The 23,808-nt window shown below is 69.6% G+C and carries 21 protein-coding genes, 1 tRNA gene and 1 pseudogene; 8 read left to right on the top strand and 15 right to left on the bottom strand.

The features are described from left to right. The 3 genes and pseudogenes from AC5Y4T_RS21020 to AC5Y4T_RS21010 form a co-directional block, all read left to right on the top strand. Positions 1 to 136: pseudogene (locus AC5Y4T_RS21020) on the top strand (hypothetical protein); the annotation flags it as partial. A gap of 34 nt (positions 137 to 170) precedes the next feature. Continuing rightward, entirely contained in the window at positions 171 to 863 is a 693-nt protein-coding gene (gene ppgS, locus AC5Y4T_RS21015) for a polyprenyl-phospho-N-acetylgalactosaminyl synthase PpgS (RefSeq protein ID WP_499917078.1), read from the top strand. Continuing rightward, positions 860 to 1,201, top strand: coding sequence for a DUF2304 domain-containing protein (locus tag AC5Y4T_RS21010; RefSeq protein WP_499917079.1), 342 nt, complete (start codon positions 860 to 862; stop codon positions 1,199 to 1,201). The genes ppgS and AC5Y4T_RS21010 overlap by 4 nt, the downstream gene beginning before the upstream one ends. On the opposite strand, the gene AC5Y4T_RS21005 is transcribed toward AC5Y4T_RS21010, so the two are convergent. Beyond that, positions 1,198 to 2,142 (bottom strand): NAD-dependent epimerase/dehydratase family protein, encoded by a 945-nt coding sequence (locus tag AC5Y4T_RS21005; RefSeq protein WP_499917080.1) that lies wholly within the window; start codon positions 2,140 to 2,142, stop codon positions 1,198 to 1,200. The two genes, AC5Y4T_RS21010 and AC5Y4T_RS21005, sit on opposite strands and share 4 nt — an antisense overlap. On the opposite strand from AC5Y4T_RS21005, the gene AC5Y4T_RS21000 reads away from it, so the two are divergent. Then, positions 2,108 to 3,925: a hypothetical protein gene (locus AC5Y4T_RS21000; RefSeq protein WP_499955182.1), complete on the top strand. Its 1,818-nt coding sequence runs from the start codon at positions 2,108 to 2,110 to the stop codon at positions 3,923 to 3,925. The genes AC5Y4T_RS21005 and AC5Y4T_RS21000 overlap by 35 nt on opposite strands. 74 nt (positions 3,926 to 3,999) lie before the next feature. Here the strand turns inward: AC5Y4T_RS21000 and AC5Y4T_RS20995 are convergent. Together AC5Y4T_RS20995 and AC5Y4T_RS20990 are read right to left on the bottom strand one after the other, a co-directional pair. Further along, positions 4,000 to 4,075 (bottom strand) — tRNA-Thr (locus tag AC5Y4T_RS20995). Positions 4,076 to 4,129: 54 nt separating this feature from the next. Continuing rightward, positions 4,130 to 5,338 (bottom strand): DNA polymerase III subunit delta', encoded by a 1,209-nt coding sequence (locus AC5Y4T_RS20990; protein ID WP_499917082.1) that lies wholly within the window; start codon positions 5,336 to 5,338, stop codon positions 4,130 to 4,132. Between the two features lie 153 nt (positions 5,339 to 5,491). Between AC5Y4T_RS20990 and AC5Y4T_RS20985 the strand changes: the two genes are divergently transcribed. Further along, the gene (locus tag AC5Y4T_RS20985) at positions 5,492 to 7,117 is read left to right on the top strand and encodes an adenylate/guanylate cyclase domain-containing protein (RefSeq protein WP_499917083.1); all 1,626 of its coding nucleotides are present in this window, start codon (positions 5,492 to 5,494) and stop codon (positions 7,115 to 7,117) included. A gap of 6 nt (positions 7,118 to 7,123) precedes the next feature. On the opposite strand, the gene topA is transcribed toward AC5Y4T_RS20985, so the two are convergent. The 3 genes from topA to cspA form a co-directional block, all read right to left on the bottom strand. After that, on the bottom strand, positions 7,124 to 9,919 hold the full coding sequence (gene topA, locus AC5Y4T_RS20980) for a type I DNA topoisomerase (protein WP_499955180.1): 2,796 nt from the start codon (positions 9,917 to 9,919) through the stop codon (positions 7,124 to 7,126). A gap of 213 nt (positions 9,920 to 10,132) precedes the next feature. Then, positions 10,133 to 10,732 carry a hypothetical protein gene (locus AC5Y4T_RS20975; RefSeq protein WP_499955178.1) on the bottom strand — a complete coding sequence of 200 codons (600 nt, stop codon included), beginning with the start codon at positions 10,730 to 10,732 and terminating at the stop codon, positions 10,133 to 10,135. Positions 10,733 to 10,886: 154 nt separating this feature from the next. Beyond that, a complete protein-coding gene (gene cspA / locus AC5Y4T_RS20970) occupies positions 10,887 to 11,090 on the bottom strand; it encodes a cold shock protein CspA (RefSeq protein ID WP_007166602.1) in 204 nt (67 codons plus the stop codon). A gap of 283 nt (positions 11,091 to 11,373) precedes the next feature. Here cspA and AC5Y4T_RS20965 point away from each other — a divergent pair, with 283 nt between their 5' ends. After that, complete coding sequence (locus tag AC5Y4T_RS20965) at positions 11,374 to 13,713, top strand: DEAD/DEAH box helicase (RefSeq protein ID WP_499955176.1); 2,340 nt, start codon at positions 11,374 to 11,376, stop codon at positions 13,711 to 13,713. A 295-nt stretch (positions 13,714 to 14,008) separates the two neighbouring features. Beyond that, positions 14,009 to 15,046, top strand: coding sequence for a PAS domain-containing protein (locus tag AC5Y4T_RS20960; protein ID WP_499955174.1), 1,038 nt, complete (start codon positions 14,009 to 14,011; stop codon positions 15,044 to 15,046). On the opposite strand, the gene AC5Y4T_RS20955 is transcribed toward AC5Y4T_RS20960, so the two are convergent. The 7 genes from AC5Y4T_RS20955 to ssd are packed head-to-tail and all read right to left on the bottom strand — an operon-like array spanning position 15,043 to position 19,590. Further along, positions 15,043 to 15,417: an Rv3654c family TadE-like protein gene (locus AC5Y4T_RS20955; protein WP_499955172.1), complete on the bottom strand. Its 375-nt coding sequence runs from the start codon at positions 15,415 to 15,417 to the stop codon at positions 15,043 to 15,045. The two genes, AC5Y4T_RS20960 and AC5Y4T_RS20955, sit on opposite strands and share 4 nt — an antisense overlap. Then, positions 15,377 to 15,679 (bottom strand): TadE family type IV pilus minor pilin, encoded by a 303-nt coding sequence (locus tag AC5Y4T_RS20950; RefSeq protein ID WP_499917089.1) that lies wholly within the window; start codon positions 15,677 to 15,679, stop codon positions 15,377 to 15,379. The genes AC5Y4T_RS20955 and AC5Y4T_RS20950 overlap by 41 nt, the downstream gene beginning before the upstream one ends. A 23-nt stretch (positions 15,680 to 15,702) precedes the next feature. Then, complete coding sequence (locus tag AC5Y4T_RS20945) at positions 15,703 to 15,903, bottom strand: DUF4244 domain-containing protein (RefSeq protein ID WP_499955170.1); 201 nt, start codon at positions 15,901 to 15,903, stop codon at positions 15,703 to 15,705. Positions 15,904 to 15,921: 18 nt separating this feature from the next. Further along, complete coding sequence (locus AC5Y4T_RS20940) at positions 15,922 to 16,515, bottom strand: type II secretion system F family protein (RefSeq protein ID WP_499955168.1); 594 nt, start codon at positions 16,513 to 16,515, stop codon at positions 15,922 to 15,924. A 47-nt stretch (positions 16,516 to 16,562) separates the two neighbouring features. Then, the gene (locus AC5Y4T_RS20935) at positions 16,563 to 17,360 is read right to left on the bottom strand and encodes a type II secretion system F family protein (protein WP_499955166.1); all 798 of its coding nucleotides are present in this window, start codon (positions 17,358 to 17,360) and stop codon (positions 16,563 to 16,565) included. Continuing rightward, positions 17,357 to 18,520, bottom strand: a complete 1,164-nt coding sequence (locus AC5Y4T_RS20930; RefSeq protein WP_499917092.1) for a TadA family conjugal transfer-associated ATPase — start codon at positions 18,518 to 18,520, stop codon at positions 17,357 to 17,359. The genes AC5Y4T_RS20935 and AC5Y4T_RS20930 overlap by 4 nt, the downstream gene beginning before the upstream one ends. Then, on the bottom strand, positions 18,517 to 19,590 hold the full coding sequence (gene ssd, locus AC5Y4T_RS20925; RefSeq protein ID WP_499955192.1) for a septum site-determining protein Ssd: 1,074 nt from the start codon (positions 19,588 to 19,590) through the stop codon (positions 18,517 to 18,519). Before ssd ends, AC5Y4T_RS20930 begins: the two co-directional genes overlap by 4 nt. A gap of 491 nt (positions 19,591 to 20,081) precedes the next feature. Between ssd and AC5Y4T_RS20920 the strand changes: the two genes are divergently transcribed. Beyond that, a complete protein-coding gene (locus AC5Y4T_RS20920; RefSeq protein ID WP_499955164.1) occupies positions 20,082 to 20,939 on the top strand; it encodes an HAD-IB family hydrolase in 858 nt (285 codons plus the stop codon). 458 nt (positions 20,940 to 21,397) lie between these two features. On the opposite strand, the gene AC5Y4T_RS20915 is transcribed toward AC5Y4T_RS20920, so the two are convergent. Continuing rightward, entirely contained in the window at positions 21,398 to 22,156 is a 759-nt protein-coding gene (locus tag AC5Y4T_RS20915) for a Fic family protein (RefSeq protein ID WP_499955162.1), read from the bottom strand. 4 nt (positions 22,157 to 22,160) lie between these two features. After that, on the bottom strand, positions 22,161 to 23,777 hold the full coding sequence (locus AC5Y4T_RS20910; protein ID WP_499955160.1) for a dipeptide ABC transporter ATP-binding protein: 1,617 nt from the start codon (positions 23,775 to 23,777) through the stop codon (positions 22,161 to 22,163). Positions 23,778 to 23,808: the final 31 nt, after the last annotated feature.

Below are 23,808 nucleotides of genomic sequence, written 5' to 3'. Positions count from 1 at the left end.
GGTCGCGTCGGGGTTGCTGCTATTGCTGCCGCTGTCCCTGCAGACCCGAACCGTGGTCGGACTGCTGTGCGGCCCGGCGGTGGGGATCGGCGTTCACTTGGTCGCTTTGTCGCGCGCCGCGCGCTCTACCGGCTGATATGGCCGCAGCAGCGTGTACCTTGTGGGCTTAAATGGGTATTGAAACGGATGTCGTCTGGGTCGTCATTCCCGCCTTCAACGAAGCAGCTGTCATCGGCGAGGTGGTAGCTGATGTGCGCGCGGTGTTCGACCATGTCGTGTGCGTGGACGACGGCAGCGCCGACGACACCGGCGAGATCGCCCGGCGGGCCGGCGCTCACCTGGTGAGGCACCCGATCAACCTCGGCCAGGGCGCCGCGATCCAGACCGGTGTCGAGTACGCGCGCAAGCAGCCGGGGGCCCAGATTTTCGCCACTTTCGACGCCGACGGCCAGCACCGCGTCAAGGATCTGGCGACGATGGTCGACCGGTTGGGCGCCGGCGACGTCGACGTCGTCGTCGGCACCCGGTTCGGCGCGCAGCACGGCGCCCGGCCGCCGTTCGTGAAACGGATCGTGTTGCAGACCGCCGCGCGGTTGAGCCGGCGCGGCCGCCGACTTGGCCTGACCGACACCAACAATGGGCTTCGGGTGTTCAACAAGAAGGTCGCCGACGGGTTGGACATCACGATGAGCGGCATGAGCCACGCCAACGAATTCATCATGTTGATCGACGAAAACCATTGGCGTGTCACCGAAGAGCCGATCGAGGTGCTCTACACCGAGTACTCGATGTCGAAGGGCCAGCCCCTGCTCAACGGCGTCAACATCATTTTCGACGGGTTCCTGCGAGGGAGGACTCCATGAACTGGATCCAGGTGCTGCTGATCGGGGCGATCGTTGCGCTGCTGGTGTATCTGTTGCGCTCGCGCCGCAATTCGCGGTCGAAGGCGTGGGTGAAGGTGGGCTACGTGGTGTTCGTGCTGGCCGGCATCTACGCCGTGCTGCGACCCGATGACACGACGGTGGTGGCGCAGTGGTTCGGGGTGCGCCGCGGGACCGACCTGATGCTCTACGCGCTGATCATGGCGTTCTGCTTCACCACGCTCAGCACCTACATGCGATTCAAGGACCTCGAGCTGCGCTACGCGCGGCTGGCCCGGGCGGTGGCGCTGGAGTCCGCTCAGGCGCCCGAAGCGGGCTAGCGGTTCTGCGTCCGGCGGAAGAATTCCACCGTGCGGGCCACCCCGTCGGCTAGGTCGACCTTCGGTTTCCAGCCCAATACCGCTGCGGCCGAACTGATGTCGAGGCAGGACCGCTTGAGGTCGCCGAGCCGCGGCGGCGCGAATTCCGGGTCGTCGGGCCCGCCGACGGCGGCCGCGACCGCCGAATGCAGCTGGCGGTCCGAGGTTTCGATGCCGGTGCCGATGTTGAACCGCTGCCCGCCGCCCGCATCGCCGGATGCCTTGACGAAGGCGTCCACGACATCGTCGACGAAAACGTAGTCCCGGGTGTTGCCGCCGTCGCCGAAGACCTTGGTGGGCTTACCCGAGAGCAGCGCCTGGGCGAAGATCGCCACCACACCGGCCTCACCGTGCGGATCCTGGCGGGGGCCATAGACATTCGCCGGGGCGATGTGCGAGCAGTCCAGGCCGTACAGGTGGCGGAAGGTGTTCAGGTAGATCTCGCCCGCCACCTTGCCCGCCGCGTACGGCGACGCGGGGTCGGTCGGCACGGTCTCGGGCGTGGGGTAGCGCGGCGGGGTGCCGTAGATGGATCCGCCCGAGGAGGTGTGCACGACCTTGCGGACCTGCGCCCGTCGCGCGGCCTCGGCCAGCCGCACCGTGCCGATCACGTTGACCGAAGCGTCGAATTGCGGGTCGGCCACCGAGTGCCGCACGTCGATCTGCGCCGCCAGGTGAAACACCACCTCCGGGCGGTGCTCGTCGAGGATGGCCTCCAGGTCGGCGGTCACGATGTCCGCCTCGACGAAGGCGTATGCCGGATTGCCGGCCAGGTGCTCGAGGTTGGTCGCGCGGCCGGAGGCGAAGTTGTCCAGCCCCACCACCGCATGACCGTCGGCCAACAGCCGGTCGACTAGCGTCGACCCGATGAATCCGGCCGCCCCGGTAACCAGTGCACGCACCGGCCCACCATACATAGCTGCCCTGGCCGCCACGCTCATCGCGGTGCAGCTGGTGGTGCGCGCGGTCCTGGCCGTCGGCGGCTACTTCTACTGGGACGACCTGATCCTCATCGGCAAGGCCGGCACCCACAACCTGCTCGCGCCGTCGTATCTGTTCGACGACCATGACGGACACGTCATGCCCGGGGCATTTCTGGTCGCGGGCATCATCATCCGGCTTGCGCCGCTGAACTGGACCGGGCCCGCGGTCAGCCTGGTGGTGCTGCAACTGCTGGCCTCGCTGGCGTTGTTGCGGGCCCTGTACGTCATCTTGGGCTGGCGGCCGGTGCTGCTGATCCCGTTGACGTTCGCGTTGTTCACGCCGTTGGCCGTGCCCGGATTCGCGTGGTGGGCGGCGGCGTTGAACTCGCTGCCGATGCTGGCCGCGCTGGCCTGGGTGTGCGCCGACGCCATCCTGCTGGTGCGCACCGGCAGCCGGCGCTACGCCGCGACGGGCGTGCTCGTGTACTTCGGCGGGCTGCTGTTCTTCGAGAAGGCCGCGGTGATCCCGTTCGTCGCCTTCGCGGTGACCGCGCTGCTGTGCCACGTGACCGGCGATCGGAGCCTCGGGTCGGCGCTGGCGACGGTGTGGCGGGCCGGCCGGCGATTGTGGATCGCCGCCCTGGCACTCACCGCGGCCTGGGTCGCGCTGTATCTGGCCGTCGTCAATCAGCAGCGGTGGAGTTCCGACCTTTCGATGACGTGGCGACTCCTGATGCGGTCGATCACGCACGGCATCGTGCCGGGGCTGGCCGGCGGGCCGTGGCACTGGGATCGGTGGGCGCCGGCCTCACCCTGGGCCACGCCCCCGCTGTCGGTGATGGCCCTCGGCTGGCTGGTGCTGGCCGGAACCGTGGCGCTGTCGCTGGTTCGCAAGGAACGCATCGGTCCGGTGTGGCTGGTCGCCGTCGGCTACGCCGTGGCCTGTCAGGTGCCGATCTATTTGATGCGGTCCTCGAAGCAGACCGCGCTGGAACTCGCGCAGACGCTGCGCTACCTGCCGGATCTGGTCGTGGTGCTGGCACTGCTGGCCGCCGTCGCATTGTGCGCCCCCAACCGGCGGGCCGGGCCGCGCCGGCTCGACGCTTCGCCGAAACGCACCGCGGTTGTCGCGGTGTTGGCGGTGTTGTTCGTGGCCAGCAGCCTGTACTCGACGTCGACGTTCCTGACCAGCTGGCGCGACAACCCCGCGCAGCCCTACCTGCGGAACGCCCGGTCTTCTCTGGCGACCGCGCGTGCGGCCTCGGACGCGCCGCTGCTGGATCAGGAGGTCGATCCGTTGGTGCTGCAGCGGGTGGCCGCGCCGGAGAATCTGGCCAGCCACCTGTTCGCCCTGCTGCGCGATAGGCCCGAATTCGCTTCTGCAACAACTCAATTGCGCATGATCGACAGCTCGGGGCGGTTGATCAAGGCGCGGGTCACCTGGGTTCGGACCATCGCGCCCGGGCCGATGCCGCAGTGCGGCTACTTCGCGCAGCCGGACAGGCCGGCGCGCATGGTCCTCGACGGCCCGCTGCTACCCGCAGACTGGACCCTCGAACTGAATTACCTGGCCAACAGCGACGGCTCGATGACGTTGTCGATGACGCAAGGCCCCGAGGTCAAGGTGCCGGTGCATCCCGGCCTCAACCGGGTCTTCGCCCGGCTGCCTGGCGCCGGGGACGCGATCACCGTGCGCGCCAACACGACCGCGCTGGCGTTGTGTCTCGCATCGGGCCCGGTGGGGTTCGTCGCACCGGCTTGATTGGTCCGGCGATTGTCACGCCAGCGTGACCCTCGACGCCGACAGCCACCCTGGCGTGACTCTGGGCGGAAATATGGAGCCGCCTGGGGGAATCGAACCCCCGACCTATTCATTACGAGTGAATCGCTCTACCGACTGAGCTAAGGCGGCATACCCGCACGCCGGGCGGCACGAGTCTACGGCAGGCGGGCGGGCACCACGAAATCAATCGCGCAGTTCCTGGCCGATGGTGGCGACCATGGCGTCGACGGCGAACTTCGGCTTGACGTTGATCGCCAGCGCCTCGCGGCATTCGAGCACCGCTTCGATGCAGCGCAGCAGCCGCGCGGGTGGGGCGTGGGCGGCCAGCGCAGCGACCCGCTCAGCCATATCGGGATGGTTGGCCCGCACCGCGCCGGCGTTGGCCGACGTCATCAGCGCGTCCCGGAAGTAGGTCGCCAGGTCGATCAGCGCGCGGTCCAGGGAATCTCGCGAGGCCCGGGTCTGACGCGACTTCTGCCGTCGCTCAAGGTCCTTCAGCGCTCCGGCCGCGCCGCGCATCGCGCCCGCGGTGCCCTTGCCGGTGCCGCCGGCACCCAAGGCCGTGCGCAGCTCTTCGGTCTCGGCCTCGGCGCGGTCCGCGGTCAGCACGATGGCCTCGGCTTCGGCCGCCGCCACCAGCTCTTCGGCGGCGGCGTAGGCCCGCGACGGGGTGGCGGCGTCGCGCACCAGCGTCAGCGACCGCTCCCGGCGCGCGCGGGCCTCGGGGTCGGTGGCCAGCCGTCGCGCCCGGCCCACATGGCCACCGCTGACCGACGCCGCCCAGCTCGCCGTGTCTGGTGTCAGGCCGTCGCTGTCGACCAGCACGTGCGCGATCGCCTCGGTCGACGGCGTCACCAGCGCCACATGCCGGCACCGGGAACGCAACGTGATGGCGATGTCCTCGGGATCCACCGACGGCGCGCACAGCAGGAACACCGTCGACGGCGGCGGTTCCTCGACCACCTTCAGCAGGGCGTTGGCGGCGCCTTCGGTCAGCCGGTCCGCATCCTCGATCACCACGATCTGCCAATGGCCGGTGGCGGGCCGCCGCGACGCGATCTGCACGATCGAGCGCATCTCGTCGACGCCGATGGACAGGCCTTCGGGGATCACCCGCCGCACGTCGGCGTGGGTGCCGGCCATGGTCGTCGTGCACGCGTGGCAACGCCCGCAGCCCGGCTCGCCGTCGGACGTGCACTGCAGCGCGGCCGCGAAACACAACGCCGCCACCGAGCGTCCGGAACCCGGCGGACCGGTGATCAGCCACGCGTGTGTCATAGTCCCGGCGGCCACCCCGCTGTGCGCTGAGTCACCGCGAGCGGCGTGGGCGGCCGCCAATAGCTCGGCCGTCACCGCATCCTGGCCTACCAGCCGCGTAAACACCCCGGACATCACCGGTAACAGTAATGGCGCTGGCGACAGATACCGAACGGCCACCGTACCGCGACCATTCCGTTATCTTCGACGTCGTGGCGGGCCCCGGGCCGCCCGCCGAGATCCGTATTAAGTTTCCGAAGGGTCACCGGTGACCGATACGGTGGGTTGGTGACAACGGCGGCGGCACTACCGGGGCGGATCAGCGCATTCGTCCGCTGGGTGATGCGCACGCCGTGGCCGCTGTTCTCGCTCAGCATGCTGCAGGCCGACATCATCGGCGCCCTGTTCGTGCTCGGCTTCCTTCGCTACGCGCTGCCGCCCGAAGACCGCATCCAGTTACAGGACCTGCCAGTCCTGAACGTGGCGATCTTCGCCACCGCACTGGTCGTCGTCTTCCTCACCGGATTGGCGCTGACTCTGCGGCTGCTGCTGCCGGTGTTCCGGTGGCAGCGCCGCGACAACATGCTCGCCGAGGCCGATCCCGCGGCCACCGAACTCGCCCGCAGCCGGGCGCTGCGAATGCCGTTCTACCGCACCTTGATCAGCATCGTGGCCTGGGCCATCGGCAGCGTGGTGTTCATTATCGCCAGCTGGTCGGTGGCCAGGTACGCCGCTCCCGTGGTGGCGGTGGCCACCGGGCTGGGCGCCGCGGCCACCTCGATCATCGGGTACCTGCAGTCCGAGCGGGTGCTGAGGCCGGTCGCGGTGGCCGCCCTGCGCAGCGGGGTGCCCGAGAACGTCAAGGCGCCCGGGGTCATCCTGCGCCAGATCCTGACCTGGATGCTGTCCACCGCCGTGCCGGTGCTGGCGATCGTGCTGGCGGTGGTGGCCGACAAGATCTCGCTACTGCATGCGACGCCGGAGAAGTTGTTCACCCCGATCCTGTTGCTGGCGGTGGCGGCGCTGGGCATCGGGTTGATCAGCACGCTGCTGGTGGCCATGTCGATCGCCGACCCGCTGCGCCAACTGCGCTGGGCGCTCTCGGAGGTGCAGCGTGGAAATTACAACGCGCACATGCAGATCTACGACGCCAGCGAGCTGGGCCTGCTGCAGGCGGGCTTTAACGACATGGTGCGCGACCTGTCCGAGCGGCAGCGACTGCGCGACCTGTTCGGCCGCTACGTCGGTGAGGACGTGGCCCGGCGGGCGCTGGAGCGTGGCACCGAGCTGGGCGGCCAGGAGCGCGATGTCGCGGTGCTGTTCGTGGACCTGGTCGGCTCCACCCAGCTGGCCGCGACCCGCCCACCCGCCGAGGTCGTCCACCTGCTCAACGAGTTCTTCCGGGTGGTCGTCGAAACCGTCGGCAAGCATGGGGGTTTCGTCAACAAGTTCCAGGGCGACGCCGCGCTGGCCATCTTCGGCGCGCCGATCGAACATCCCGACTCACCCGGTGGGGCGCTGGCCGCGGCCCGGGAACTGCACGACGCGCTGCTGCCGGTCATCGGTTCGGCGGAGTTCGGCATCGGGGTGTCCTCCGGGCGGGCCATCGCCGGCCACATCGGCGCGCAGGCGCGCTTCGAGTACACCGTGATCGGGGACCCGGTCAACGAGGCCGCCCGGCTGACCGAGCTGGCCAAGCTCGAACCGGGGCACGTGCTCGCGTCGGCGATCGCGGTCAGTGGGGCGCTGGACGCCGAAGCCCTGTGCTGGGATGTCGGCGAGGTCGTCGAGCTGCGCGGCCGCCGGGCGCCCACCCAGCTGGCGCGCCCCGTGCACCTGGCCGACACGGACTCCGCGCCCACGCAGGTCCGGGCCCAGGAGATGTCCGGTGAGACCATCGGCCCGGGCTACTGAGCCGGGCTAGCTGCGCTTGGCGGCCTTCTTGGCCGGGGCCTTGCGGGCGGCCTTCTTCGCGGGACGCTTGGCCGGACCCCGCGCCCGGCGGTCCGCCAGCAGTTCCGCGGCGCGCTCGTCGGTGATGGAGAGGACGTCATCGCCCTTGCGCAGGCTGGCGTTCGTCTCACCGTCGGTGACGTACGGCCCGAACCGGCCGTCCTTGATCACCATCGGCTTGCCCGTCGCCGGGTCGGCGCCCAACTCACGCAGCGGCGGCGCGGCGGCGCCTTGCCTTCCGCGGCGTTTGGGTTCGGCGTAGATCTTCAGCGCTTCCTCGAGGGTGATGTCGAACATCTGCTCCTCGGTCGCCAGCGAGCGAGAATCGGTGCCGCGCTTCAGGTATGGGCCGTAGCGGCCGTTCTGCGCGGTGATCTCCTCGCCGGAGGCGGGGTCGACGCCGACCACCCGCGGCAGCGAAAGCAGCCGCAGCGCGTCCTCGAGCGTCACCGTCTGCAGGTCCATGGTGCGCAGCAGCGAACCGGTGCGAGGCTTGGGGCCCGTGGGCTTCTTGCCCTTCTTCGCCGGCGCGGCGCTGCCGTCGTCGTCGGGCGGTGGCTCCGGCAGAACCTCGGAAACGTATGGCCCGTAGCGCCCGTCCTTGGCGACGATCTCGTGGCCGGTGTTCGGGTCGACCCCGAGCACGCGACCCTCTTGCGGGGTGGCGAACAGCTGCTCGGCCACCTCCAGCGTCAGCTCGTCGGGGGTCAGCGAATCGTTGAGGTTGGCCCGCTGCGGTTTCAGTTCGCCGCTGGGATCATCGGGCCCGCCGGCCACCATGCGTTCCAGATACGGCCCGTTCTTGCCCACCCGCACGTACACCGGCCGGCCCTGCTCGTCGTCAAAGAGCCTGATGGAGTTGACTTCTCGAGCGTCGATGCCCTCCAGGTTGACGCCGACCAGTTTCTTTAGGCCACCGGAGCGGGCCACCGAGTCGGCCACCCCGTGCTCGCCGCCGAAGTAGAAATTGTTGAGCCAGTCGGTGCGCCGTTCCTGTCCCGAGGCGATCGCGTCGAGCTCGTCTTCCATCGCGGCGGTGAAGTCATAGTCGACCAGGCGGCCGAAATGTTGTTCCAGCAAACCGGTTACGGCGAACGCCACCCAGGACGGCACCAGCGCGCTGCCCTTCTTGTGCACGTAGCCGCGGTCCTGGATGGTCTTGATGATCGAGGAGTACGTCGACGGACGGCCGATGCCCAGCTCTTCGAGGGCCTTGACCAGTGACGCCTCCGTGTAGCGCGCCGGCGGGTTGGTGGCGTGGCCGTCGGGGGTGAGTTCGAGGGCGTCCAGCCGCCGGCCCTGGGTCAGCTGCGGCAGCCGGCTCTCGGCGTCGTCGGCCTCACCACCGGCCAACTCGTCCACCGTCTCCACGTAAGCCTTCAAAAAGCCCGCGAAGGTGATGGTGCGACCGCTGGCCGAAAACATTACGTCCCGGCCGGCTGATTGGCCGTTGATCCGCAGGCTCAGCGTGGTGCCGCGCGCGTCGGCCATCTGCGAGGCCACCGTGCGTTGCCAGATCAGCTCGTAGATGCGGAATTCGTCGCCGTCGAGCTCGCGGCGCACCGCGTCCGGAGTCGCGAACGTCTCACCCGCGGGGCGGATCGCCTCGTGGGCCTCCTGGGCGTTCTTGACCTTGCGTGTGTACTGGCGCGGCGACGGGGAGACGTATTCGGCGCCGTAGAGCTGGCGCGCCTGGGTGCGCGCGGCGTTGATCGCCGACTCCGACAGCGTCGTGGAGTCGGTACGCATATAGGTGATGTAGCCGTTCTCATAAAGCCGCTGGGCGATGCTCATCGTGCGCTCGGAGGAGAACCGCAGCTTGCGGCCGGCCTCCTGCTGCAGCGTCGAGGTCATGAACGGCGCGTAGGGGCGCCGGGTGTAGGGCTTTTCCTCCACCGACGCGACGGTGAGCTGGGCGCCGCGCAGGCCCGCGGCCAGCTGCGTCGCGCTCGCCTCGTCGAGGATCGTCACCTCGTCGGCCTTGCGCAGCTGCCCCAGCGAGTCGAAGTCGCGGCCGGTCGCAACGCGCAGGCCGTCGACACCGGTCAGCCGGGCGGTGAAGGTGGGCGGCTGTGCCGTCGGATCGGACACGCTGGCGTCCAGCTTGGCCAGGATGTCCCAGTAAGAGGCGCTGCGAAACGCCATGCGGTCGCGTTCCCGCTGCACGATGATGCGGGTGGCCACCGATTGCACCCGGCCCGCCGACAGCTTGGGCGCGACCTTCTTCCACAGCACCGGGCTGACCTCGTAGCCGTACAGGCGGTCCAGGATGCGCCGGGTCTCCTGCGCGTCGACCAGGTCGATGTCGAGGTCCCGGGGGTTTTCGGCGGCCTCGAGGATCGCCGGCTCGGTGATCTCGTGAAACACCATCCGCTTGACCGGAATGTTCGGCTTGAGGGTTTCCAGCAGGTGCCAGGCGATGGCCTCGCCCTCGCGGTCGCCATCCGTCGCCAGGTAGAGCTCGTCGACGTCCTTGAGTAATCCCTTGAGCTCGGTGACCGTGCTCTTCTTCTCGGGGCTGATGATGTACAGCGGTTCGAAGTCCGCGTCGACGTTGACCCCGAGGCGGGCCCAGGGCTCCGACTTGAATTTGGCCGGCACGTCGGCCGCGGCCCGGGGGAGGTCGCGGATGTGACCGCGCGACGATTCGACGATGTACCTGGAACCCAGGTAGCTGGCCAGTTTGCGCGCCTTGGTGGGCGACTCGACGATCACGAGCCGCCGCCGGCCGCTGCCGGTGTCCTTCAGTTTCGGGTCAGCCAACTGCCCTTACGCTCCATCCCTGATTGGTCCCCCCACGAGACCACCTGCAGGAAGAATGACAGGTCGGCATCGAAAATTCCGGTGAAACTCAGGTACGCGACCGTTCCTTCGCCCTGCGGCACCTGACAATTTCGCACCCTTGGGCGCGCCCACGCAAACTGACCTTCGCGACAACGACGAAAAGCCGACGCGATTTCGGGCGCCATCTCCTGGCTAAACGCGCGGCCACCGCGACAACGCCTCGGCGCCCTCGGGGGGCTCCCCCACGTTTTCTACCAGGCGCGATAGCCGACGGCGTCCGCTGATCCGCAGCGCCGGCCGACCGCCGCGGGTGCCGATCAGGGTGGGCGCGATCCCGACGCGCATCAAAGCCGACGCCAGCGGCGAGTGCGTGTCCGGCGCGTGGGGATCCAACGCCAGCAGGTAGTGCTCGCCCTCCGGGTTTCCGGCCACCAGTGTCCACGCCCGCAGCTCACGCGGCCCGGGCAGCCAACGCGGCGGCACGGTCTTGACCGCACCGCGCGTCCATTCGGTGGCCAGCGTCCGCAATGACGGGTCCACCGCCGTCCGCACCAGCGGGGTGTCCTCGTCGGTGCGGCTGATCTCCGCGACCAGGCCTGCCTCCCGGATCATCTCGGCCAGCCCGGAGGCCCGCCAGGGCTGATCCACGACCACCGACAGCCGGGCACCCCCGACGGGATTCTCACCGGTGGTACCCACGGTGACGATCTGCCCGGACGCCGCCAGCACCCCGGAAAGATCGGCGACCGCGGGCGGCACCGACTCCGCTGTGAAGAAGGAAAGCTGGCTCACGCCCCCGACAGTAGGCCAGCGGGCCCGTCCGCGTCTTGAGGCAACCGGCGCGGCGTCCGGGGCACACGTGCTCGCGGCAGTACAAGAGGAAACCCCCCGGCGTGACCCGCTGGGCGGGTCTGCACGGGGGGTATCCGTTCAGGTCTGCTCTGTCTTAGACGGAGCGGACTCCGGTGGCCTGGGGGCCCTTAGGGCTGTGGCCGATCTCGAACTCGACCTTTTGGTTTTCTTCGAGGGTGCGGAAGCCCGAACCCTGGATCTCCGTGTAGTGGACAAACACATCAGCGGAACCGTCTTCGGGAGCAATGAACCCGAAGCCCTTCTCCGCGTTGAACCACTTCACAGTTCCCTGTGGCATCTCTCGATCTTTCCTTTTCTTCTGGGTGCGGGGCATCGCCTTTCGATGCCCCGGGCCTGGTACGACCGCTTACCTCGCTGAGTCGCCGGAACTTCACCCGACCAATTAACCTCGCAGGAACCGCGGCCGCAACGTCGATCCTGCGAAAGTTTGACACGAACACAGAAGCTGCGACCGCAAATAGTCAACCATGTTCATCGCGTTGGCGACAGACTTGTGTCTCCCGCCGATTCGAAGGCCTATTGCGGGGCCGATTTCACGACGGATTCACGGAAGGAGTGAGATGGCGAGCTTCGGCAGTGACCTGCTTGCCGCCGCACTCGCCGGAACCGCGTCAGACGAGCATCCGCTGCGCCATGTCGCCGAACTGCCACCGCGCAGCGGCCGGCCGCTCGATTGGCCGGCCTGGGCCGAGGCCGACGTGGTCAGCGCGTTCGCCGAACGCGGGATCACCTCACCCTGGTCGCATCAGTTCGCGGCCGCGGATCTGGCGTACGCCGGACGTCACGTGGTGCTCAGCACCGGTACCGCCTCGGGCAAGTCGCTGGCCTACCAGCTTCCCGTCCTCAACGCGTTGGCGACCGATCCGCGGGCCAGGGTGCTCTACCTGTCACCGACCAAGGCGTTGGGCCATGACCACTTGCGGGCCGCGCACGCGCTCACCGCGGCCGTTCCGCGGCTGCATGACGTCGCGCCCACCGCCTACGACGGTGACAGCCCCGCCGACGTCCGGCGCTTCGCGCGGGAACGTTCGCGGTGGTTGTTCTCCAATCCCGACATGATCCATCTGTCGATTTTGCGCAACCACGCCCGCTGGGCCGTTTTGTTGCGTGGGTTGCGATTCGTGATCGTCGACGAATGTCATTACTACCGTGGAGTTTTCGGCTCCAACGTGGCTATGGTGCTGCGCCGCCTGCTGCGGTTGTGCGCCCGTTATTCGTCTTCGCCGACGGTGATCTTCGCCAGCGCCACAACGGATTCGCCGGGCGCGACGGCCACTGAGCTCATCGGCTTGCCGGTCGAGGAGGTCACCGAGGACGGTTCGCCCCAGGGCGCCCGGACGGTGGCGTTGTGGGAGCCAGCGCTGCGCGCCGATTTGACCGGCGAGAACGGCGCGCCGGTGCGCCGCTCCGCCGGTGCCGAGGCGGCGCGGGTGATGGCCGACTTGATCGCCGAGGGCGCTCAGACGCTCACGTTCGTGCGGTCGCGCCGCGCCGCGGAATTGACCGCGCTGGGCGCCCGGACCAGGTTGGACGACGTCGCGCCGGAGCTGTCGCCGACCGTGGCGTCGTATCGGGCCGGCTACCTCGCCGAGGACCGCACCGCGCTGGAGCGCGCGCTGGCCGAGGGCCGGTTGCGGGGCCTGGCCACCACCAACGCGCTGGAACTGGGGGTGGACATCGCGGGGCTCGACGCGGTGGTGCTCGCCGGCTTCCCCGGCACGGTCGCCTCGTTCTGGCAGCAGGCGGGCCGGTCCGGCCGGCGCGGGCAGGGCGCCTTGGTGGTGCTGATCGCCCGGGACGATCCGCTGGATACCTATCTGGTGCACAACCCGGCCGCACTGCTGGACAAGCCGGTCGAGCGGGTGGTGATCGACCCGGCCAACCCCTACATCCTGGGCCCGCAGCTGCTGTGCGCGGCAACCGAACTACCGCTGGACGAGGCCGAGGTGCGCGCTTTGGGCGCCACCGAGGTGGCCGACGGCCTGGTCGACGACGGGCTGCTGCGGCGGCGCGGCGGCCGGTATTTCCCGGTGCCCGGCCTGGAACCCCATGCCGCCGTGGACATTCGAGGCTCGGCGGGTGGCCAGATCGTCATCGTCGAGGCCGATACCGGAAGGCTGCTGGGCAGCGCCGGCGCCGGGCAGGCACCGGCCACCGTTCACCCCGGCGCGGTGTATCTGCATCAGGGCGACAGCTACGTGGTCGACTCCCTGGACCCCGAGGAGGGCATCGCGTTCGTGCACGCCGAGGACCCCGGTTACGCGACGTTCGCCCGCGAGATCACCGATATCGCCGTCACCGGTACGGGCGAGCGGTTGGCGTTCGGCGCGGTCACGTTGGGTCTGGTACCGGTCAGGGTCACCCACCAGGTGGTGGGCTATCTGCGTCGCAGGCTCTCCGGCGAGGTGATCGACTTCATCGAATTGGACATGCCGGAACACACCTTGGCCACCACGGCGGTGATGTACACGATCGCCGGGGACGCGCTGCGGCGCAACGGCATTGAGGACACGCGGATCCCCGGAGCGTTGCACGCCGCCGAGCATGCGGCGATCGGGCTGCTGCCGCTGGTGGCCAGTTGCGACCGCGGCGACATCGGCGGTCTGTCGACCGCCGTGGGGCCCGATCCCCTTGGTTTGCCCAGCGTCTTCGTCTACGACGGCTATCCGGGTGGCGCAGGATTCGCCGAGCGGGGCTTTCGTCAGGCCCGCACCTGGCTGGGTGCGACAGCAGCCGCCATCGAAGCATGCGAGTGCCCGCGGGGGTGCCCGTCGTGCGTGCAGTCCCCCAAGTGCGGCAACGGCAACGACCCACTCGACAAGGCGGGCGCGGTGCTGGTGCTGAAGCTGGTCCTCGCAGAGTTGGCGCAGGGGCCACGGGAGCGCAAAACCCGCCGATGACGACCGACCCCTCGACGGTCGATTCACCGGGTTTGTCTTGTGACGCCTACGCCAAGAACGCATTTCCTGCTGCTCAAGAAATGGCGGCGTGCTGTCGCGCGGATCAGGAATGACTCGGTTGTGCGCCGCCCACAATCCCGACGATGCGGGCGCAGCAGCAAAAGTTACCAAGGCCGCGACGGCATCGCAAGCACCGGCGACGCGGCTCGGCGGGTGTCGATGCCTGCGGGCTTGGGCACCGGCGATACCGCCGGCACTCCCCTGGGCCGGTCTGCTCACCGGTAAAGTCGACCGCATGGCCCACGACTGGTTGCTCGTGGAGACGCTCGGGGGTGAGCCCACCGTGGTGGCGCAGGGCCGTCAACTCAAAAATCTGGTGCCCATCACCACCTTCCTGCGCCGCAGCCCGTATCTCGCCGCGGTTCGCACGGCGATCGCCGAGGCGGTGCAGACCGGCCAGGCCCTGACCAGCATCACGACCAAGCGGGACCGCATCATTCGCACCGAACCGGTGGTGATGTCCGACGGTTTCATCCACGGCGTGCATGTCTGGACGGGCCCCGCCGACGTCGAGCCGCCCGTGCGGCCGATCCCGGGGCCGTTGAAGTGGGACCTGACGCTCGGCGTGGCCACCGACACCCGGGAGTCGCTGCTCAACAGCGGGAAGAATCCCGAGGTGGAAGTCACGTTCGGCAGGGCGTTCGCCGAGGACCTTCCGTCGCGTGAACTCAATCCGAACGAAACCAAGGTGCTGGCCATGGCGGTCAAGGCCAAGCCCGACCAAACCCTGTGCAGCACTTGGGATCTCACCGACTGGCGAGGCGAGTCGATCCGGATAGGTTTCGTCGCACGCACGATTCTGGAACCGGGGCCAGACGGCCGGGAGCACTTGGTGGCGCGGGCGATGAACTGGCCGTCCGAACTGAAGGGCCCGGAGGTCTCGACCGACGTTCTGGCGCAACGAATCCTCAGCGGGCTGGCCCAGGCCGGCGTGCACCGCGCACTGATCGACCTCAACACGTGGGTTCTGCTGAAATGGCTCGACGAGCCCTGCCCCTTCTACGACTGGCGCAGCAGCGAGACGGGCAAGCCCCGGGTTCATCCCGACGACCACGACCTGATGGCCACCATGACAAGGGAATTCAGCGGGGGCGCCACCAGCCGGGTGCTGCGGATGCCCGGGCATGACGGTGATTGGGTGCCGGTGCACGTCACCGTCAACCGGGTGGAGCTGGAACCGGACACATACGCCGGACTGGTGTCGCTGCGGCTGCCCACCGACGACGAGCTGGCCACCGCGGGATTGTCGCCCAGCCCCGACGCCGCGCCCTAGCCGGATTCCCCGGTCGCCGGCCCCGCCCGCGCCGCGGCCCTCGCCGCGCCGCCGAAGGCGACCGCTACCCGGGCGGTGATGACGACATCGAGACCGTTGACGACACAGCGAATGTCGTCGGTACGCATCTGGCGGGCCACGCTGGCGGCTGTGGCGCAGGCCGCATCCGCCCCGGAACCCAACCGCGCCGCGGCCGCCAAGGCGGCCAGGTCGGCCACCGCCTGGGCGCGGTGCCGTGCCACGACCGCCGAGCCCAGGTAGGCGCCGGCCCCGGTCGCCGTCAGCAGCACCACGATCATCCAGGCGGCGACCAGGGTGGCCGACCCCCGCTCACCGGCCCGGCTCGGCCGCCGAGACCGCTTTGGCCGCAATGTCGATGGTGGGCAACAACTTCGAATGCGCGACGACGGTGGCCACCAGGAAATCGCCGTCGCGCCGCAAGTCGACTCGGGCACCGCCGGGCGCGAGCCGGCGCGCCGCGGCCACGGCCGAGCGTTGGTCGCCGCGGGCCGCCAGCCGGGCGGCTTCGCGGGCAGCGTCGACGCAGCGCACCTGCATCGATACCGCGGTGACACCGGCCAGGCACAGCACCAGCACCACCACGAGCGCGGCGATGCCCAGTGCCGCCTCCACCGTGCTGGCGCCCGCACTGGCGACTACACCTTGGTGTTGAGCGCACGACCGATGATGTTGGTCAGCGCGGAGACGATGGAGTCGCCGGTGACGACGGTGTAGAGCACCGCACCGAAGGCCGCCGCCGCGATGGTCCCGATGGCGTACTCGACGGTCGACATGCCCGACTCGTCGGCCACCAGGACGACGGCACGTGCGCAGAGGCCGCGAATCATGTTGATCATCAATGTCTTCCCTTCGTTTCACAGCAGGCCCGACTGCAGAACTTCACCGGCCAAGCCGGCCACTACCGGGACGATGCCCAGGCAGATGAACGCCGGCAGGAAGCACAGACCCAACGGTCCGGCGATCAGTACGCCGGCCCGCTCGGCGGCCGCGGTCGCCGCGTGCGCGGCGTCCTGGCGAGACTCCTCGGCCAACTCGGTGACGCCATCGGCCAGCGCCGCCCCCGAGGACGCCGAACGCCGGGCCAGTCGCAGCAGCGCGTCGATGTGCGGGTCGGCCGGATCCTGCGGGCCGGGCGGAATCGACCATGCGACAGCGGGATCGGCGCCCAGCGCGAGGAGGTCGGCGGCGCGGCGCAGCACCCTGGCCAGATCCGGAGGTGCGGACGGGGCGGCGGCCGCCGCGGCCGTCGACACTGCCATGCCCGCCCCCAGGCACACGGCCAGCACGTCCAGACAGGAGGCGACCGCCAGCGGATCCGGGCCGGGCGGCGGCGCCGGGCCCCGCAAGGGCCGACCGCCGCGCACCGGCATCGCGGCGCGGCGGCTCGCCAGCGAGGGGCCCGGACCGATGCAGAGCGCCGCGGCCAGCAGCACCGCCGCGAAATTCATGTGGCACGCCCCTCCTTATCGCTTCGCTTCGGATCGCCGACGCGCGCTCACGACGCGACCCGGTCGGCGATGCGGTCCGACCACAACAGACCGATGCAGGCCAGCGCCGAGCCGACGAGCAGCAGCCACCCGCCCGCGCGCCCGCCCAGCAAGAAGCTCAGTGGCCGGGCCCCGATCAGTTGGCCCAGCAGCACGCCGAGCACCGGCAACGCTGCCAGTATCGCCGCGGTTGCCCGCGCGCCGGCCAGGCTCGAGGACACCCGGGCCGAGAACCGTTGCCGCTCAGCGATATCGCGCTGAGCGGCACGCATCAGGGTGGCTATTCCCAGCCCGTTGTCGCTGGCCAGCCGCCAGCACAGCCCGAGCCGCTCCCAATGCATGGGCAGCGCCGAGTAACGGGCCGCGGCGGCCAGGCCGGCCGCGACGTCGGCCCCCAACCGGGCCCGCGCCGCCACCGAGCGCATTGATACCGCAACCGCACCGGCGCTGTCGTCGGCGGCGACGCAGAACGCGCGCACCGGATGCGAGCCGGCCCGCAATTCACCGACCAGCACCTCGAGGGCGGCTTGAAGCGCGTGGCCCTCGGCTGTGGCGCGCCGGCCGCGCCGTAGTCGCCGATACCGCAGTCCGGCAGTCGCGCCGACGACAGCGGCGCACAGGACGGTCGTCAGCGGCAGCACGATCATGGCGATGCAGCCGACGCCCGCGGCGACGCAGCGCGCCCCACGAAGCCCGACCGTCGGGAGCCAACGCTGCGGTGACGGCGACAGTCGCCGTCGCGGGGAGGGCCGGACGACGATCAGCGCCAGCGACACCAGCAGAGCGCCGGCCAGCGGGCCGTTCACGCCGATATCCTGCCGCGCAGCAGGCGCTGCAGTTGCGGGGCGGCATCCGTCATGCCCTGGTCCGCATGCCAGACGGTGACCGCGCGAACCTGCCCTTGATCCTGTTGCAGCGCAGCGATTTCGCTGAGCCGCCGCCGCCCGCCGCGGTCGCGCTCGACGTGCAGCAGCACCTGCACGGCGGCGGCTAGTTGGCTGTGCAGTGCGGCACGATCCAGGCCGCCGAGCGCACCCAACGCCTCGAGGCGGGCGGGAACTTCGCCGGGGCTGTTGGCGTGCACGGTGCCCGCGCCGCCGTCATGGCCGGTGTTCAGCGCGGCCAGCAGGTCCACCACCTCGGCGCCCCTGACCTCGCCGACCACGATGCGGTCGGGCCGCATCCGCAGCGCCTGCCGGACCAGCTGGCGTACCGGAACCTCGCCGACGCCTTCGATGTTGGCGCATCGGGCGACCAGCTTCACCAGATGCGGGTGACGCGGCGCCAGCTCCGCGGCATCCTCGACGCAGACGATCCGTTCCGTTGGCGCCACGGCGCCCAGCATCGCGGCGAGCAGCGTCGTCTTGCCGGCCCCGGTCCCTCCGCTGACCAGGAATGCGAGCCGGGCTTCGATGATGTCGGTGACCAGTGCCGCGGCTACGGGCTCGATCGCACCCGCGGCGATCAGGGCCCCCAACTCCTGACTGGCGGGCCGCAGGACGCGCAGCGAAATGCAGGTGCCCGCGGCGGCCACCGGCGGCAACACCGCGTGCAGCCGCACCGCGAAGCCGCCGGCGCCGATTCCGGTCAGCTCGCCGTCCACCCAGGGCTGCGCGTCGTCCAGGCGACGGCCGGCGGCCAGCGCCAACCGCTGCGCCAGCCGCCGCACCGCCGCTTCGTCCGGAAAACGAATCTCGGTGCGCCGCAGGCCCGTGCCGTCGTCGACCCACACGGCATCCGGCGCGGTGACCAGGACATCGGTCGTTCCGTTTGCGCAAAGCAGCGGATCGAGGATGCCGGCACCGGTGAGTTCGGTCTGCAGCACCCGGAGGTTGGACAGCACCTCGGTGTCGCCGAGCATCCCACCGGACTCGGCCCGGATCGCGGCGGCCACCACCGCCGGCCCCAGCGGGCCGGCCTCGCCGGCCAGCCTCTCCCGGACACGTTCGATCAGCGAACCGCTCACGCCGCCTTGCCGTTCTGTCCCGCGCGTCGCCGCGCACCGGCGGGCGGGAGCACGCCGAGCACTTGATGCGCCGCCACCGCGAGCGCCGAGCGTCGCCCTAGCCGCAGACCGCCGCGGTCGATCTGCTCTGCGAGTTGGGGCTGCGCTTTGATCGCCGCCAGCAACGGCAGGCCCGCGATCTCGGCGATCTCGACCGCGCGCAATCCCGCAGGCGAAGGGCCCCGCACCACCAGACCGATATTGGGGTTCATCGACGCCAGGACCGGACCGAGCGCACCGGTCGCCGCGCATGCCCGCACGTCACAACGGCTGACGACGACCACCAAGTCGGCGGCGTTCAGTGCGGCTTGGGTCGCGTCGGTGAGACGACGGGGAAGGTCGCAGATGACGGTGACCGCGCCGCGCCGGCCGGCGTCGACGATGGCGTGCACCGGCCCGGCATCCAACTCGTAACCGCGCCGCGTGCCGGACAGCACGCTGACTCCGCGGTGCCGGGGCAGCGCGTCCCGGACGGCCGACCAGTTGAGCCGCCCGCCCTGCAACGCCAGATCCGGCCAGCGCAGCCCCGGCGCGGTTTCGCCACCGAGCAACAAGTCGAGGCCGCCCCCCCACGGGTCGAGATCCACCAACAGCGCGTCGGCGGCGGCCTGAGCCAAGGCGACCGCGAACAAGGAGGCGCCGGCTCCGCCGCAGCCCCCGATGACAGCGACGGCGTGGCCGCGCGACCCGTCGTCGCGCGACGATTCGGCGGCCTCGGCGAGTGCGCGGACCAAATCCGCTTCCTGGACGGGCAGCCGCAACACATGCTCGGCGCCGACCTCGACGGCGGCCGCCCACGTCGTCGCATCCGGTTCGAGCAGCGTCAGCACGGTCACGTGATCGCGGCGCGGCAGCGCCCAGCGCCGGCAGCGCGCCGCCGCGCGCGCGTCCAACACGACGGCCGCGGCCGCCGCCCAACTCTTGCGGCTGACCGGAGAAGCGTCACTGGCGTGCACCACACGGACGCCGGCGGCCGCCGCCACCCGGTCCAACTCGGCGCGCATCTCGGGCTCGGCCAAGACCGCCAACACACCCACCGAACCCGCCGCATCAACTCCGGAACCGCTAGCCACCCGACCACTGTGCGCGGTGGTGACCTTGGCACGACAGTCCCAAACGCGGATTTGTGGATAGAGACGCGAGTGTGCACAAAGGCATCGCAAAGGCATCGCAAGCGCACGCCGCCAGCGACGACCCACACAGTTTCCCGCAACGCACCGAGAGCCGAGCTCGGCGCCGCGCGCCGAGAAAACCGACCGTAGAAATGGGACGACCCCCGCCAGGGGGGGAGGAGGCGAGGGTCGTCGTGTATCAGCCCCGGGGGGTCGGGCTGATACACCCTCGGCGCAGGCCGAGTAATGCTTACTATACACATGACAAGCCGTAGTAACGCAAGAGCGCATTTGCTGAAAAAACAGCTTGAGCCGCGTAAACACCGCGCGTCGCGCCTCCCAATCCGCTGAGCGGCCCTTTTGCGGTGCGGGGTCGCCGCCACGCGCAATCACCGACCTATGCTGGGTCGGTGACCGTCTTCGACCCCACCGCGGAGCAGTCGGCCTCGGACCCATCAGCGGCAACCACCGTCCCCCACGCGCGCACGGCGGCCTTCTTCGACCTGGACAAGACGATCATCGCCAAGTCCAGCACCCTGGCCTTCAGCAAACCGTTTTTCAATCAGGGCCTGCTCAATCGCCGCACCGTGCTCAAGTCCAGCTACGCCCAGTTCATCTATCTGCTCTCCGGTGCCGATCATGACCAGATGGACCGGATGCGCGCCCACATGACCAATATGTGCACCGGCTGGGACGTCGAACAGGTCAAGTCGATCGTCAACGAGACACTGCACGACATCGTGACTCCGCTGGTGTTCGCCGAAGCCGCCGACCTGATCGCGGCCCACAAGCTGTGCGGGCGTGACGTCGTGGTGGTGTCGGCCTCGGGGGAAGAAATCGTCGCCCCGATCGCCCGTGCCCTGGGCGCCACCCACGCGATGGCAACCCGGATGGTGGTCGAGGACGGTCGGTACACCGGCGAGATCGCGTTCTACTGCTACGGCGAGGGCAAGGTCCAAGCGATCCGCGAACTGGCCGCGCGCGAGGGCTACCCGCTGGAACACTGCTACGCCTACTCGGACTCGATCACCGATCTCCCGATGCTCGAGTCCGTCGGGCACCCCAGCGTCGTGAATCCCGACCGCGGGTTGCGCAGGGAAGCCGTGGAACGCGGGTGGCCCGTCATGTCCTTCTCCCGGCCCGTGTCCTTGCGCGACCGCATACCGGCGCCTTCCGGCGCCGCCATCGCCACGACGGCTGCGGTGGGTGTCAGCGCGCTGGCCGCCGGCGCGGTCACGTATTCGTTGTTGCGCCGCTACGCGTTCTGAGCCGCGATTCACGGAGGAGCAAACTCCTTGAACGCGCAACCCAAAACCGATTCGGCGCTATTCGCAATTGGGCCTTGCTGTGCTGGGGGTCTAGTAGTACAAAGGAACCACGGAAGCCCGGTGAGGCCAAGGTCGAGCCGGAAGAGAAGGTTCGTTCTCCCGACCCGGGCGCCCAGCACGGTGCTCGGCACCCACGCGGAGTCATAGCCGCGAAAATGGCAGAAGTGTTGCGGGCCTGCGAAATTGCGAAATGCGGAAGGTACCGACGGCCCTTTGGGTGGGGTCGCAACCGTAAGCGTCGTGAGATCGCCGAGGCCAACCCACGCAGCCCAGAGATGCACGCTTGGTAACCGAGTCCCGTGCTAGCGGGCGGCGGACCGAACATTCGGAACGTCGCCCGCTCTGCATTTCTGCGGCCGTTTCCGGTGGCGCTTTCCCGGCAGCGGCCACCGCCTCAGCTATCTGTCAGACATCGAGTCGGCGATCGACACGGCTTCTTGCGCACCGGCTTTCATCGCGCGGCAACACAGCACCAGCCAGGCTCCCACACCCTGCGGCGTGCCTTCGGCGAACTTCTGTGCGGCGTCGCGATACGCGGCGGGTTGGCGCATCCAACTGACCTCGGGAACCCCCAATCCATGTGGGTCCAGCCCGCTGGCGATGGTGACCAATCGTGCCACCGCGCGCGCCACGACGCCGTCCGCGCTGCCGAATGGCTTGAGTGCCAGCAGTTCTCCGTGCGCGACGGCGGCGAGCACCGGGGCCGGAACTTGGGTACGGCCACCCACGATGTCCGCCAGCAGGGCCAGACGCGCCCCCACCTCGCCGTCGGGGCGTGGCCGGCCCAGTCGATCCTCGTCGGCCAAGTCCGCAGCGGCCAGCATGTGCAAGCGGGCCAGCGCCTGCAAGGGTGCCCGCTCCCAGGTCCGCACCAACGGGCCCTCGCCGCCCTCCAACTCCTGGGCGACCCGCAGCGCTCCCCCGAACACCGGATCACTGACCTGCCCGGCGTCGGCGAGATCCTCCAGCTGAACGGGGCCACCGTCCAGCACCGACGACGCGCGCGCCGCCCGCAGCGCCGCCTCGGCGGCGGACACCGGCCACCCGCGAAGGTTGGCGCGGTGGCGGTGGGCACGCCCCAAAGCGTCGCGGGCGCGGTCACTGGCCTCGGCGACGCCGGGCAGTTCCATCAGGGGGGCCAGCGGGTCAGCTGTCACAACTTCACAACCTATCCCCGTCGGATTCCGGCGCACGCGGGATGGCGTCCAGCAACTGCCGGGTGTATTCGTGCGCGGGGTCGCTGAAGAGGCGCTCGGTGGGCGCGTGCTCCACCACGCGGCCCGCCCGCATGACCAGGACGTCGTCGGCGATCTGCCGGATCACCCCCAGGTCGTGGCTGATGAACAGGTAAGCCAGGCCCAGTTCGGTCTGCAGCTCGGAAAGCAGGTCGAGTATCTGCGCCTGCACCAACACGTCGAGCGCCGACACCGCCTCGTCGCAGACCAGGACGTCGGGCCGCAACGCCAGCGCCCGCGCGATCGCAACACGCTGGCGTTGGCCGCCCGACAGCTCACGCGGCAACCTGCTCAGCACCGACGAGGGCAGCGCCACCTGGTCGACGAGTTCGCGCACGGCCTTCGCGCGGCGCCCGCGGTCACCGACGCGGTGAATGCGCAGCGGCTCCTCGATGGCGCGAAACACCGAATACATGGGATCGAGGCTGCTGTAAGGGTTTTGGAACACCGGCTGCACGCGCGTGCGAAAAGCCATCATCGCGTCCCGGTCCATCCCGTCGGAGATCGAAGTGCCTTCGAAAACGACTGCGCCCGAAGTGGGTTGCAGCAGACCCAGCGCCATGCGGGCCACCGTCGACTTTCCGGAACCCGATTCACCGACGATGGCCAGGGTGCGGGCTCGCTGCAGCCGGAACGACACCGCGTCGACGGCGCGAAACTCGCCACGTCGCCACGGCGCGCCGTGCGAATCCCGGTAAACCTTGGTGAGATCCGAGGCGACGAGGATGTCGTCGGTCCGGGGGGCCGCCGGCCGGCTCCCGCGGGCCAGTGACGGGGCCGCGGCCACCAACCGCTGCGTGTACTCGTGCTGCGGATCGCGCAGAATAGCCTGTGCGGCGCCGGATTCCACTACGACACCGCGGTGGACGACGACGATCCCCTCCGCCCGCTCGGCGGCCAGCGCCAGGTCGTGAGTGATCAGCAACAGCGCGGTCCCCAGCTCGGCGGTGAGGCGCGCAAGATGGTCGAGCACCTGACGTTGCACCGTGACATCGAGGGCCGACGTCGGTTCGTCGGCGATCAGCAGCTGCGGGCGGCCCGCCAGCCCGATGGCGATCAGCGCCCGCTGGCACATGCCGCCCGACAATTGGTGCGGATATTTACCGGCCTGCGTCGCCGGTTCCGGCATGCCGGCCTCGGCGAGCAGCTCCACCGCCCGCCGTCTGTCGCGGCGGCCATTGGTGTTGGCCCGCAACGCTTCTGAGATCTGAAAGCCGACCTTCCAGACGGGATTGAGGTTGGTCATCGGGTCCTGGGGCACGTAGCCGATGCGACGCCCTCGGATCGACCGCAGCAACCGCCGATCGGCGGAGGTGATGTCGAGGCCGTCAAAAGTGATGCGGCCGCCCGTGATTCGGCCGCCCGGAGGCAGCAGCCCGAGGATCGCGGCGGCCGTGGTGGACTTCCCGGATCCCGACTCACCGACCACGGCGACGGTCTGACCGCGCTGAACGCGCAGGTTTACCCCGGCGACCGCGGGAGTGTGGTCGCCGAACCTGACTTCCAGGCCCTCAACCGTCAACAGTGGCTCACGCGTGGTCATGCGCGCCACTCCTCCTCATCGCTTCGCTCTG

Source organism: Mycobacterium sp. NGS11 (assembly GCF_059813315.1).
Note: the sequence above shows the minus strand (reverse complement) of the source record. Positions and strands in the feature narration are given on the sequence as shown.

Excerpts from the sequence above, each read along its gene's own strand:
- AC5Y4T_RS20940 (WP_499955168.1), bottom strand. The coding sequence starts at position 16,515 with ATGAATTTCGCGGCGGTGCTGCTGGCCGCGGCGCTCTGCATCGGTCCG.
- AC5Y4T_RS21000 (WP_499955182.1), top strand. The coding sequence starts at position 2,108 with ATGAATCCGGCCGCCCCGGTAACCAGTGCACGCACCGGCCCACCATAC.
- cspA (WP_007166602.1), bottom strand. The coding sequence starts at position 11,090 with ATGCCACAGGGAACTGTGAAGTGGTTCAACGCGGAGAAGGGCTTCGGG.
- AC5Y4T_RS20945 (WP_499955170.1), bottom strand. The coding sequence starts at position 15,903 with ATGATCAACATGATTCGCGGCCTCTGCGCACGTGCCGTCGTCCTGGTG.
- AC5Y4T_RS20965 (WP_499955176.1), top strand. The coding sequence starts at position 11,374 with ATGGCGAGCTTCGGCAGTGACCTGCTTGCCGCCGCACTCGCCGGAACC.
- ppgS (WP_499917078.1), top strand. The coding sequence starts at position 171 with ATGGGTATTGAAACGGATGTCGTCTGGGTCGTCATTCCCGCCTTCAAC.
- AC5Y4T_RS20990 (WP_499917082.1), bottom strand. The coding sequence starts at position 5,338 with ATGTCCGGGGTGTTTACGCGGCTGGTAGGCCAGGATGCGGTGACGGCC.
- AC5Y4T_RS21010 (WP_499917079.1), top strand. The coding sequence starts at position 860 with ATGAACTGGATCCAGGTGCTGCTGATCGGGGCGATCGTTGCGCTGCTG.
- AC5Y4T_RS20960 (WP_499955174.1), top strand. The coding sequence starts at position 14,009 with ATGGCCCACGACTGGTTGCTCGTGGAGACGCTCGGGGGTGAGCCCACC.
- AC5Y4T_RS20910 (WP_499955160.1), bottom strand. The coding sequence starts at position 23,777 with ATGACCACGCGTGAGCCACTGTTGACGGTTGAGGGCCTGGAAGTCAGG.